The sequence below is a fragment of the Dyella sp. genome (genome assembly GCF_051954575.1).
Lineage (GTDB): Bacteria > Pseudomonadota > Gammaproteobacteria > Xanthomonadales > Rhodanobacteraceae > Dyella_B.
This window is the reverse complement of record NZ_JBQCHP010000028.1, coordinates 37170-50911: the sequence shown is the minus strand read 5'-3', so window position 1 is coordinate 50911 and position 13742 is coordinate 37170. Positions and strand designations below refer to the sequence as shown.

General features: G+C 62.2%; 6 protein-coding genes. All 6 read left to right on the top strand.

Going from position 1 to position 13742, the window contains the following annotated elements:
* Positions 1–83: 83 nt before the first annotated feature.
* The 6 genes from ACTHNE_RS03525 (at position 84) to ACTHNE_RS03500 (ending at position 13728) form a co-directional block, all read left to right on the top strand.
* Positions 84–2123: an alkaline phosphatase family protein gene (locus tag ACTHNE_RS03525; protein WP_324947108.1), complete on the top strand. Its 2040-nt coding sequence runs from the start codon at positions 84–86 to the stop codon at positions 2121–2123.
* An 80-nt stretch (positions 2124–2203) separates the two neighbouring features.
* Positions 2204–2653 carry a hypothetical protein gene (locus ACTHNE_RS03520; protein WP_440268577.1) on the top strand — a complete coding sequence of 150 codons (450 nt, stop codon included), beginning with the start codon at positions 2204–2206 and terminating at the stop codon, positions 2651–2653.
* 444 nt (positions 2654–3097) lie between these two features.
* Positions 3098–3586: a GNAT family N-acetyltransferase gene (locus ACTHNE_RS03515; protein ID WP_440268576.1), complete on the top strand. Its 489-nt coding sequence runs from the start codon at positions 3098–3100 to the stop codon at positions 3584–3586.
* A gap of 41 nt (positions 3587–3627) precedes the next feature.
* The gene (locus ACTHNE_RS03510; RefSeq protein ID WP_324947114.1) at positions 3628–3945 is read left to right on the top strand and encodes a DUF6916 family protein; all 318 of its coding nucleotides are present in this window, start codon (positions 3628–3630) and stop codon (positions 3943–3945) included.
* A gap of 71 nt (positions 3946–4016) precedes the next feature.
* Positions 4017–4631: a phage tail protein gene (locus ACTHNE_RS03505; protein WP_324947116.1), complete on the top strand. Its 615-nt coding sequence runs from the start codon at positions 4017–4019 to the stop codon at positions 4629–4631.
* 739 nt (positions 4632–5370) lie between these two features.
* Complete coding sequence (locus tag ACTHNE_RS03500; protein ID WP_440268575.1) at positions 5371–13728, top strand: DUF4347 domain-containing protein; 8358 nt, start codon at positions 5371–5373, stop codon at positions 13726–13728.
* Positions 13729–13742: the final 14 nt, after the last annotated feature.

Genomic DNA, 13742 nt, shown 5'->3' with positions numbered 1-13742 from the left:
TGCGGTCTGTGGGGACGCAGGCCGTAATCAGGGGGATTACTCGATTGCAGGCTTTGGCAACATGCCAGCAGGAGACACCCGTTATGCCCAGTCAGTTTGGCCGTACCCGGTTGAAACCGTTTGTACTCGGCGTGCTCGTTACCAGCCTTGTCGGGCTGGCAAACGCGCAAACCACGAATGCTCCCAATGATGCGCAGTTCCGCAAGAACGTGCCGGCCACGGCCGCCAAGCCGGTGCGCGGCGAGCCCGGCGGTGCTGTCACGCTCTACAACCCCAATGCCGGCGAAGACGCGAGCAACCGTACCCGCACGCCGATCAAGCACGTGATTTTGTTGATCGGTGAAAACCGTACCTTCGATCACGTGTTCGCCACCTACACACCGCCGCATGGGCAGACCGTCGAGAATCTGCTCTCCGAAGGCATCGTCAATGCCGATGGCACGCCCGGCCCGAAGGTGGCCAAGGCGCAGCAGTGGCAGGCGAGCCAGACCGGTGATTTCCAGCTCGCGCCGCCGCGCACCAGCCCTTACTCCAACCTCCCCTCGATCAATACCGGTGGCGCACCGACGCAGCCTTACCTTGCCTCAGCCGCGCAGGCCGCAGCCATCGAACCGGGATTGCCCTCGAGCGCTTATGTGGAACTGGCCGAAGGCGGTACGGGTTTGCCGAACGACGTAGTCGATACGCGCTTCCCTACTACGCTGCCGAATGCGCCGGTCGATATGCACGCATCGATCAGCTACAACGACTACGCCAACAGCCCCGTGCATCGCTTCTTCCAGATGTGGCAGCAGCTCGATTGCGACGTCAGCCATGCAACCTGGAAGAACCCCAGCGGCTGCCGCGCCGACCTGTTCCCGTGGGTGGAAGTGACCCTGGGCGCCGGCAACAACGGCAAGCCGCAACCGGCCAACTTCAATGACCAGAGCACGCATGAAGGTTCCACCGCCATGACCTTCCTCAACATGGCCAAGGGCGACGCCTCGTACTTCAAGGAACTGGCCGAGAAATACGCGCTGAGCGACAACTTCCACCAGTCGGTGATGGGCGGCACCGGCGCCAACCACATCATGCTGGGCTTCGGCGACCTGGTGTACTACGCCGATGCGAACGGCGAGCCCGCCACACCGCCTTCCAACCAGATCGAAAACCCGAACTCGCAACCGGGCACCAACAACTGGTGGGTGCAGGATGGTTACGGCGGCGGTTCCTACGTGAACTGCGCCGATGAAGGCCAGCCCGGCGTGGCAGCGGTACGCAAGTATCTCAAGAGCCTGCCGTACCACGCGTTCAAGCACGGCGACTGCAAGAAGGGTGCGTATTACCTGGTCAACAACTACAACCCAGGCTACCTGGGCGACGGCACGCCTGCGCCGCTGGGCGCCGACCAGTTCACCATTCCACCCACCAACCAGCAAAACCTGGCGCTGCTGCTCGCACGTCACCATGTGAGCTGGAAGTACTACGGCGAAGGTTGGGACGGCGGCAAGGAAGACGGTGAAGCCGGCACCTTCTGCAACATCTGCGACCCCTTCCTGTACTCCACGCAGGTGATGACCAACCCGGCGCTGCGCGCGCGCAACCAGGATCTCAACAACCTCTACAGCGACATCCAGAACGGCACGCTGCCGGCGGTATCGATCGCCAAGCCGGACGCATTGCTGGATGGCCATCCGGCCTCGAGCAAGCTGCAACTGTTCGAAGGCTATGCGCAGAAGATCGTCGAGATGGTGAAGGCCAATCCAAAGCTGTGGGACAACACCGCCATCATGATCACCTTCGATGAAGGCGGCGGCTATTACGACTCCGGTTATGTGCAGCCGATCGACTTCTTCGGCGACGGCACGCGCATCCCGTTGATCGTGGTGTCGAAATACTCCACCGGCGGCCGCGTGGTGCACACGTATGGCGATCACGTCTCCTTCGACAAATTCGTGGAAGCGAACTGGGACCTGGACGAAACCATCTCCCACCGCAGCCGCGACAACCTGCCGAACCCGATCGCACTGCCCAACAACCCGTATGTGCCGGTCAACCCACCGGCCATCGGCGACTTGATGGACATGTTCGATTTCCACCGCCACTGGGATGACGATGCCAACGTCGCCTCGGCGAAAAACTGAGTAAACCCCGCTGCATACCCTGCCTGTTTCGGCAGGTGGGGTATGCTGTTTTTTCTCTATCGCAGATCGTCACGATGACCTTGTTCGCACGCTCCGCAAGCCACCTGCACCGCTGGTCCAACCCCATTGCCGCGCTGATGCTGATCGGTGCATCCGGTGCAATCAGCACCGGTGCGCACGCCGATCCGGCCGATTTCCAGGCCATGCCGGGTTTGTGGAAGATCACCCTGCACACGCTCAAGGATGGCCATGCGCAGGATCAGGTGAAGTGGAAATGCTTCTATGACGGTGCAGATCCGTGGACCACATTTGCCGACACCATGCAGCCCGAAACGGCGTGCCAACGTGGCGGCGAACATCGCACGAGTACGGCATTGGCATGGCAGCTGAGCTGCGGCCCGCACAAGGGCACCGCGCGTATCGAGCTGGATTCGGCCCAGCATTTCGCCGGCAAGGTGATGCAGGATGGAGAGCCGGCGCTGGATATTGACGGCAAGCGCTACGCGGCCTGCACGGGCCCTGCCGACTGACGGCGAACCTCTTTAAGAATGCGCTGATCTATTCCTTACCGTCCCAACGATTCGTGGATGTCCACCTGATATTGGGGTACAAGCCCCACGATCTGCTGAGGGTGGGCCATGCGACAAGCGAACAGGCCAGTTCGTGGTGCATTGCAGTGGTTGTCGGCGGATAGATCGATTTTCTCGTGTAAATCGTGTTGTGCGATGGCACATCGCAATGCCTTTCGTTTCTGTGCCGCTTTTCGGGTCAGGTATGTGCGGCGCACTTTGATCTAACCTTAACAATCGGCCGGGTAGATTCCAGGCCGCAAGGGACAGGGGACAGGTTGGTTTTCCATGGGGATGGATGGCCGTGATACCGAGTTGAAACCGTCCGCCGAAAGCTCATCGGTGGATGGCAGCGTTTGCGCATCGCATGAAGACATCGCGCTCCGCGCTGCCATAGACGTGGACATGGATTTCCTTCGTGACGTCTTTTCATCCACGCGCATACAGGAATTCCTGAGCACAGGCTTGCCGGTCGAACAGATCGAGTCCTTGCTTGCCAGCCAGTTCCTGACTCAGCACGATTACTACCGTCGGCATTACCCGCATGGCCGTTTCGACATCATCATGCAGGGTGGGCGAAGCGTGGGCCGGCTTTATCACGATTGGAGCGGTGACGTAGTGCGGGTGATCGACATCGCGCTCCTGCCGGCTTACCGCGGCGCCGGCATCGGCACGCGCTTGATGAGGGCGATCGTGGCCAGAGCGGCCAGCAAGCGCATGCCGATACAGCTGTATGTGGAATTCAGCAATCCGGTCCGCACGCTGTATCGCACGCTGGGATTCGTGCCGACCGGCGAAAACGGTATCTACGAATTGATGCGTCGAGACGTCATGCCTTTTGACGATGAAGAGGCGCAGGCGTCCATAAAAGGTTTAAACAGCCACGTTCAGTAGTCGACGTTTGCGCATGGCCGCAGACGCCGCAAGGGGGACACATGCAAGCTGTGCCAACTCATGAAGCGCTCATCGCATCGCTACATCGGCTTTTTGTGCTGGAAATAGCCGACGGCCGCCGTGTCGAAGTGCGTCTGGCTGCTGCACCAGCCGGCATCGCCATGGATGCAACGTATGTGAGCTACTCCGCCACCTTCGAACTGCCCATGGGTGTCTGGCTTCCGCAGGATACCTATCGCATCACGGCGCCCGACGGCATGTCCTGGGACCTGCTTGCCACGCCGACCCAGCCCAGTGCCGATGGCCGGGCCAACCTTACTGCAGTCATGCATTACCAGCGTTCCAGAGACGCCGTCTAGCCCGACGCAGGATGGTCGTGCCGGACGTCGACGCAACCCATCGAACCTTCACAGTCCAACAGGGGAACATCATGAGTGATCCGTATATTGGCGAAATCCGTATGGTTGGCTTCACCTTTGCACCGACCGGCTGGGCCTTGTGCGCCGGCAGCCTGATGGCGATCAGCCAGAACCAGGCGTTGTTTGCCTTGCTCGGCACGACCTATGGCGGCAACGGGGTCAGCACCTTCGCCTTGCCCGATCTGCAGGGGCGCTCGCCGGTCGGCACGGGCAATGGCTTGGGGCTCAGTCCGGTAGTAGCGGGCGAGAAGGCCGGCGCTGAAAACTCGCAGCTCACGATCAACCAGATGCCGCAGCATACGCATACGGCGCAGAACAATGGTGGCCTGACGGTAAGCGCGAGTGTTGCGGTGCCTGCCTGCTCTGCACCGACGGGAACGCCATCGGGAACGCCAGCGAACAACACAGTGCTGGGGACGATGTTGGCTGGCGGTCGCCCAGGCGAGCTATACACCACAACCGCACCCAACACCACGCTGTTGCCGTTCAATGTGCAGTCCACCGGCACGGCTCCCAGCATCACGGTCGGTACCACTGGCGGCAGCCAGCCGTTTTCCGTGCGCAACCCCTATCTTGGGATCACGTGCATCATTGCGTTGCAGGGCGTTTTCCCGAGCCGTCCCTAGGCGATTGGAGCAGTGGTTGCTCGATGGCTATGCCTGCCGTCCGTGCCGAGCGTGGCGGCAGCCTCCATCATTGACCACCGCAAAGAACGGAGTGGGCTTGCCGCGCGTGGAGGCGCCTATCGCTTATCAGACACGGAGCCCGACTCCTTATTGCGGAAATAGATCCTGGAAAGTTTTTGCAAGTATTGGCAAGCACGCCCCTTCGGCATGGCAAGCTCGGAAAAAACGTTAGCTGGCATAAATCTTGATTGTGCCGATGCGGGTAGTCGAGTAAATTTCGCGGCTTGAAAGCTTCACGCAAGACGGTCGGCGCCGCGGTAGTCTAAGCGGGATTCGTTCGTCCATGGCCGCGGACTGCGATACGTGAAGGGTAGACGGTATTCACAGAACGGGGCGTGCCGGATGAGTCGACTCTGGCGAGGGGAGCAGCAGGGGTATTTCATAGCATGACGTTCGACCGCGAATCGAGCTGATTGCGCACAGCTGCAACACAGACCACAGCGACATCAGGGGGAGATGTGCCGCGTGTTTCAATGCCTGTAGCACTGGCCTCGTCAATCGGCCAACAGTTCTTATCGGAAGCGCCGGATCACGGCTGCGGCGAAGCGCGCCGTGCCCGCTTGTCTCGCCGGCATTCCCTCCCTGTGTCTGTTGGATCTGTTAGCAAACAACCGTTCCGTCGAGCGATTGCATCGCTTGCGCGCACTCTGTGGCGTGCCGCTATTGGAGATTCATCGTTATGAAGATCGCCTTGGAATTTCTCAAGCGGCTTGGCGCTCGCGATAAACGCAATACCGCACCCGCAGTGAGGCCGGCACCTTTGCTGATGGCGCTGGAACCACGCATCGTCTATGACGCATCGGTGGCTGCAGCGGGTGCGGCGCAGCATCATGCTGACATCCACGCGCACGCGGCCGTCGTTAGGCCGACGATCGAGCACGCGAGCCAGGTGGCGGCAATAGAGAGCGACCACAGCGCGGGGTCGCGTGTGAACACGTTGGTGCGCAGCGTCGCCCAGACCAACCGCGATGCCGGCAACGACAGTCAGGCACACCAGGTCGTCTTCATTGATTCAAGCGTGGCCAACTATCAGCAATTGATTTCTGGTCTGCCGCAGGGAACGGCCTACGTCGTGCTCAATTCCAGCAGCGACGGGCTGGCGCAAATGGCGCAATACCTTCAGCACCATCCGGGTGTCGAGTCGATTCATCTGGTCTCTCATGGTGAAAACGGCGCCATCCAGGTGGGCTCCACGTGGCTGACGCCGGGCGATTTTTCGGCTTACAAAGGCGAGCTTGCGCAAATCGGCGCGGCAATGAAGCCGGGTGGCGATTTCCTGATCTATGGCTGCGACGTTGCCGAAAACGCGGACGGAAAGGCGCTGGTGCAACAGATCGCATCAGCGTCACACCTGAACGTGGCGGCATCGATCGATGCGACGGGTACGGCTGCGCTAGGTGGCAACTGGACACTGGAATACGACACAGGTGCCGTGCATACGGCGGTGATTTTTTCACCGGCGGCAGAAAGGCAATATGGTGCGTTGCTAGGTGTTACCGACGAAACGTACGACAGCCAGGTCGGCTACGACACGGCCGGCGGCGCAACCGGCGTCACGACGTTTACGCTCGATGGCATCACCTATACGCTGGATCAGCCCTCCGAGTTCGCCGTCGATAGCACTACAGTTAATCAGTTTGGTCCGCCGCCATTAAGTACCGGCCCTGGTGATGGCGTGCTGTTTGGCAACGTGCAAGCCACCTCGTTGAAATCGATGACGATGGCGTTGGCAAACGGTGACAAGATGGCAGTGCAGAGCTTCGACATCGACATCTTCAGTCCGTCGGTGGTTGATGTCCAGGCGCTTGATGCCAACGGAACTGTCGTTGGCACGATCACGCTCGACACTTCGCTAAATGGTAATAGCTCCGTATTTCATGTGAACCTGTCGGCCAATGCGGCATTCTCGAGCATCCGGAGTCTGAAGTTCACTGAGACGGATAGCGGATTCCTGTCGCCAACACTCAACAATTTCGCCTACGTCGATCTCTCTTCGCCACCGGCCCTGACGGCTAGCGGCGGAAGCACTTCCTTCGTTGAGGCCGATAACGTCGCATCCACGCCCGTCGCGATCGATACTGGAATGACTTTGACCGATGGTGATGCGACCACGGCGAAGCAGGGTACGGTCAGTATCACTGGCAACTTCGCGAGCGGCCAGGACGTGCTGGGATTCACCAATACCAGCGCCGCGCAATTTGGAGACATCTCAGGCTCGTACAACGCTTCCACGGGCATCATGACGCTCACGTCAGCGAGCGGTACCGCCACGATCGCGCAATGGCAGAACGCTTTCCGCGCGGTTACCTACACCGATACGGCGGTGACGCCGAGTACAGCAACACGTACCGTAAGCTTCGCGCTGACGAGCGACGCCTATCTCTCATCCAGCAATACCGTTACAAAAAACGTAACGGTGGCAGCGACCGACCAGACACCGATCGTCACGACGACGGGCAGCACCATAACGTACCGGGATGGTGCTACGGCCACGGTCATCGACAGCAATGTTTCGGTCAGCGATCGCGACAACACAACGCAATCCTCGGCCACGGTTTCGATCGGCACGGGTTTCCACAGCGGCGATACGCTCAATTTCACCAACGACGGCTCGACGATGGGCAACGTCGCAGGCTCGTACAATTCGGCGACAGGCGTATTGTCGCTGACGTCTTCCGGTGCCACGGCGACCGATGCGCAATGGGCGCATGCATTGTCGGCCGTCACGTTCTCCAGCACGAGTTCCACGTTCGGTAGCCGCACGATTTCGTTCGCCACGAACGACGGCACAAAAACGAGCACGGCGGCGACCGATACGGTCAACGTCGTCAATCCGCTTCAACTGACGGCAGATGCGGGCTCGGCCGCGTTCGTGGCCGGCGACAACGCGCCGTCGACGCCGGTCACGGTCGATCCAGGCTTGACGGTGAGCGATGCGGCCGCCGGTACGCTGTCATCGGCCACGGTCACCATTTCCGGCAACTTTACGGACGGCGAGGACTTCCTGCAGTTCACGAACGACGGCGCGACGATGGGTAACATCGCGGCGGGCTCGTTCAATATGGTCACCGGTACATTGACGCTCACTTCGGCCGGCTCGACCGCCACGCTCGCGCAATGGCAGAGCGCGCTCGATTCGGTCAAATACACCGACGTGGCGGTGACGCCTAACGCCCTCACGCGCACCGTCAGCTTCATGGCGGTGGACAGTGCCGGCAACACGAGCAGCACGGTCTCGCGTGACGTAACGGTGACGGTGACCGACCAGTCGCCGATTGTGAGGACGACCGGCGGCACGACGAATTACGTCGGCGCCACGTCCGCCGTGACGATCGACGGCGGTATTTCGGTCAGCGACCTCGATAACACGACGCAAGCATCGGGCACGGCATCGGTGAGTGCAGGCTTCCACAGCGGCGATACGCTTTCGTTCACCAATGACGGTTCGACGATGGGCAACATCGTGGGTTCGTACAACGCGGCGACGGGCGTGATGACGCTAACGTCCGCGGGGGCGACGGCCGATACGACGCAGTGGGCCAGCGCGCTATCGTCAGTGAGGTTCTCGAGCACCAGTACGACGTACGGTAATCGCACGATTTCGTTTGCGACCAGCGACGGCACCAAGACGAGCGCGGCCGCGACGGACACCGTCAGCATGACGGCGCCGCCGGCGATCACCACCGATTCGGGCTCGGCCGCCTTCGTCGCGGGCGACAACACGGCCTCGACGCCGGTGGCGATCGATGCGGGCTTGACGGTGACCGACGGTAGTGCCACGACGCTCTCCCAGGTGACCGTCGTGATCACGGGCGGCTTACAAAGCGGCAAAGACGTGCTGGCGTTCACGAACGACGGCTCGACCATGGGCAACATCACCGAGCAGTCGTACAACTCGGTGACGGGTGTGTTGACGCTGACATCCTCCGGTGCGTCGGCGACGCTCGGGCAGTGGCAGAGCGCGCTGCGATCGGTGACTTTTACCAATACGGCGGTGACGCCGAACAACACAACACGCACGATCAGCTTTACCGCGGTCGACGGAGCTAGCAATACGAGCGCGACGGCTACGCGTACCGTGACGGTGACGGACACCGACCAGACGCCGATCGTTACAACGACCGGGGGAACGACCGCCTATGTCGGCGCATCATCGGGCGTGACGATCGATGGCCATGTCACGGTGAGCGATCTGGACAACACGACACAGACGTCGGCCACGGTGGCGGTTACGACGGGCTTTCACAGCGGCGATGTGCTCAACTTCACGAACGACGGCGCAACGATGGGTGATATCGCAGCGTCGTACAGCGCAGGATCGGGCGTGTTGCTGCTGACTTCGGCCGGCGGCTCCACGAATGCGCAATGGGCCAGCGCGTTGAGCTCCGTCACGTTCTCGAGCACGAGCACGACCTACGGCGACCGCGCAATCTGGTACCAGGTCAACGACGGGACGAAGAACAGCACGCAAGCGGCCGACACGATCCATATGACGGCGCCGCCGGTCATCACGACCGATTCGGGTTCGGCTGCGTTCGTCGCGGGCGACAACACGGCCTCGACGCCGGTGGCGATCGATGCGGGCTTGACGGTGACCGACGGCAGCGCCACCACGCTGGGCAGGACGACGGTCGCGATCACGGGTGGTTTCCAAAGCGCCGAAGACCTGCTGTTGTTCACGAACGATGGCTCGACCATGGGCAACATCGCGGGCTCCTACAACGCAGCCACCGGCGTACTGACGCTGACCTCTTCCGGCGCGACGGCGACGCTTGCGCAGTGGCAGAGCGCATTGCAGTCGGTCACGTATACCGACACGGCGGTCACGCCGAACAATGCGACCCGCACGATCAGCTTCACGGCGGTCGACGGCGGCGGCAATACCAGCGCCACCGCTACACGCACGGTGACGGTCACCGATACCGATCAAACCCCGATCGTGGCGACCACGGGCGGCACTACAAACTACGTCGGCGGCATCTCGGCCGCCACCATCGACGGAGGCGTCTCGGTCAGTGACCTCGACAACACGACGCAGTCCGTCGGGACGGTCTCGATTACCAGTGGCTTCCACGCTGGCGACACGCTGACCTTCGTCAACTCCAATTCGACGACGTTCGGCAATATCGTCGGCTCGTACAACTCGGCAACTGGCGTATTGACGCTGACTTCGCCCGGTGCGATTGCGAGCGATGCGCAGTGGTCCCACGCATTGAGCGCGGTGACGTTCTCGGCGGGCTCAAGCGCCACGCCGGGCAACCGCACGATTTCGTTCGCGACGAGCGATGGCGCCAAGACTAGCGCCGCGGCAACGGATACGGTGGCCGTGCTCGGTCCGCCGACGATCACGACCGACTCGGGCTCGGCCGCGTTCATAGCGGGCGACAATAGCGTGTCGACACCGGTCGCGATCGACTCGGGGCTGACCATCACCGATGGCGCCGCACCGACGCTCGCGTCGGCAACCATCGCGATTACCGGCAATTTCCATAGCGGCGAAGACGTGCTCGCGTTTACGAATACGAATGCGACGACGTACGGTAATATCGCCGCCTCGTATAACGCGGCGACGGGTGTGCTGACGCTGACGTCGTCGGGCGCAACGGCCACACTGGCGCAATGGCAAGCGGCGCTCGATGCGGTGACGTACACCGACACAGCCGTCACGCCCAATACCGCCACGCGCACGATCAGTTTCGCGGCCGTCGATACGGCCGCTGTCACCAGCAATACCGCCACGCGCACGGTGACGGTGACCGACACCGATCAAACGCCGATCGTGACGACGACGGGCGGGACGACGAACTACGTAGCAGGCACGTCGGCCGCGACGATCGATGGCGGCATTTCGGTCAGCGATCGGGACAACACGACGCAATCGGTGGGGACGGTTTCGATTACGAGCGGCTTCCATGCTGGCGACACGCTCACGTTCATCAATACGAGTTCGGCGATCTTCGGCAACATCGTCGGTTCGTACAACGCGGCGACCGGCGTCTTGACGCTGACCTCGTCAGGCGCAACGTCGAACGATGCGCAGTGGTCGCACGCGCTGAGCGCTGTGACGTTTTCGGCCGGCGCAAGCGCAACGCCGGGCAACCGCACCATTTCGTTCGCGACGAGCGACGGCACCAAGACCAGCGCGGCGGCAACCGACACGGTCGACGTGCTCGGCCCGCCGACGATCACGACCGATCCTGGCTCGGCTTCGTTCGTGGCGGGAGACAACACGGCATCGACGCCGGTGGCGATCGATGCAGGGCTGACGCTGACGGATGGCGCAGCGACCTTGGCGTCGGCAACCGTTGCTATCACGGGCAACTTCCATGCCGGCGAGGACGTGCTCTCGTTCACGAATACGAGTTCGACCGCGTATGGAAACATTGCCGCCTCTTATAACGCAGCGACTGGTGTATTGACGCTGGCATCCGCTGGCAGCACGGCGACGCTCGCGCAATGGCAGGCGGCGCTCGATAGCGTCACCTATACGGATACGGCCATCACGCCCAACACGGCGACGCGCACGATCAGCTTCTCCGCGCTGGATGCCAACGCCAATACGAGCAACACGGCAGCACGGACGGTGACGGTGGCCGACACCGACCAGACGCCGATCGTGACGACCTCCAGCGGTAGCGCCTCGTTCGTGGCCGGCGACAATACGGTGTCGACGCCGGTGGTGATCGACAACGGTATCGCCTTGTCCGATCGCGACAACACTGCCTTGGCTTCGGCAACCGTGGCCATTACCGGCAACTTCCACAGCGGCGAAGACGTGCTTGCGTTCACCAACGATGGCGCGACGATGGGCAACATCGCCGGCTCCTATGACGCGGCGACCGGCGTGCTCACGCTCACCTCCTCGGGTGCCACGGCGACGGTGGCGCAATGGCAGGCAGCGCTGAAGTCGATCACCTATACCGATACCGCGATAACACCCGCCGGCGCCACGCGCACGATCAGCTTTACGGTCAGCGATGGAGTGAAGAGCAGCGTAGCCGGAACACGATCGGTAACCGTCACTGATACCGACCAGACCCCGCTCGTGACGACCTCGGTTGGAAGCGCTTCGTTCGTGGCCGCCGACAACACCGTATCGACGCCTGTGGTGGTCGATAGCGGCATCACCTTGTCCGATCGCGACAACGCCACGCTGGCCTCGGCAACCGTGGCCATTACCGGCAACTTCCGCAGTGGCGAAGACGTGCTTGCGTTCACCAACGATGGCGCGACGATGGGCAACATCGCCGCGTCGTACAACGCGACCACCGGTGTGCTCGCGCTGACATCATCGGGCGCCACGGCTACGCTGGCGCAGTGGCAGGCGGCGCTGGACGCGGTCACCTACACCGACACAGCCATTACGCCGAACAACGCCACACGCACGATCAGCTTTACGGTCAGCGATGGCGTAAAGGCCAGCATTGCGGCGACGCGCACGGTGACCGTCACCGATACGGATCAGACGCCGATCGTGACCACGTCAAGCGGCAGCGCTTCCTTCGTGGCGGGCGACAACACGGTATCGACACCGGTGCCGGTGGATGCCGGTATCAGCTTGTCCGATCGCGACAATGCCACGTTCGCCTCGGCGACCGTGGCGATTACCGGCCATTTCCACAGCGGCGAGGACGTGCTCGCGTTCACCAACGATGGCGCGACGATGGGCAATATCGCCGCTTCGTACAACGCAGCAACCGGCGTGCTCACGCTCACCTCGTCCGGTGCCACGGCTACGTTGGCGCAATGGCAGGCTGCGCTGAAATCCGTCACCTATACCGACACGGCCGTCACGCCGAACAACGCCACGCGCACGGTCAGCTTCATGCTCGATGACGGCGTCAAGACCAGTGCGGCCGCGGCACGCACGGTGACGGTCACGGATGTCGACCAGACGCCGGTTGTCACCACCTCCAGCGGTTCGGCTGTCTTCGGCGGCGTCGGCCATACCGCGCCGGTATTGATCGATCCGGGTATCACTGTCTCCGATCGCGACAACGCCACGCTGGCGAGCGCCACGGTATCTATCGTCTCCGGCTTCCGTCGCGGCGAAGACCGTCTGTTGTTTGTCAATAACAGCACGACCATGGGCGACATCACGGGCGCATACAGCGTGTCGACCGGCGTGTTGACGCTTACGTCTGCCGGCGGTACCGCCACGCTGGCACAATGGCAGGCCGCATTGGCTGCGGTGGCGTATATGGACACATCGCTCACCGCCGCAGCCGGCAGTCGCACGATTGCCTTCGTGGTGAATGACGGCACCGAAGCCAGCGCCGCTGCCACGCGCACGATCACCGTCAATGCCGGCTTCAAGGGCCAGACCTTTGTGCCTGCCGGACCGTCCAATCTGTCCACCGTGCTCACGACAGCAGGTGCCGAGGTGGTTTTGGCAAGCGACCCGGTCGTGCTGAACGCGCTGGCCGCAGACCCCGTGCTGGGTGAGCCCACTTTGCTTTTCCATACCGCGACATTCGCGGTGCCCGGCGCGCAAGGCGGTAGCCACCGCGACGTGCTGGGTGAGACGCAAGTCCGTGCACAGCCGTTGACGGCGCCCGAACCGATCACGGCGCCGTTCAATCTACCGGTCACTACCGTGCATCATGCGGCCCCGCCGGGAGCCGCGTTCACGCTTGCGCTTGCTCCGTGGATCGGCGCCAACGCGCGCATCGTCGAGGTAGCGCAGCCTGACGGCGGTGCCTTGCCGGGCTGGGTGCACGTGGATGCCGTAACCGGCGAGCTGCATGGGCACGCACCCGCACACGGCCCGCATCAGCTGCGCCTGCTCGTCGCCACGCGCGACCAGCAAGGGCACCAGATGTATCGCGAAATCGTGGTCGACTTCGGCAAGGGGCATGCTTCGCACGCCACGCTTCATCGCGCCGCAGCGCATGCATCGCCTGTCGGTACGAAACCTTCGCTGAGCGAGCAGTTCGAGCGCGAGCGGCAAAGCTTCCACGTGGTTCGTTCCACCTCCGCACGGCCTGAAGAGCAAACGCTAGCGGCACGCTCTTCCATCTCCGCCAACCACCACTGACACGAACATAGAAC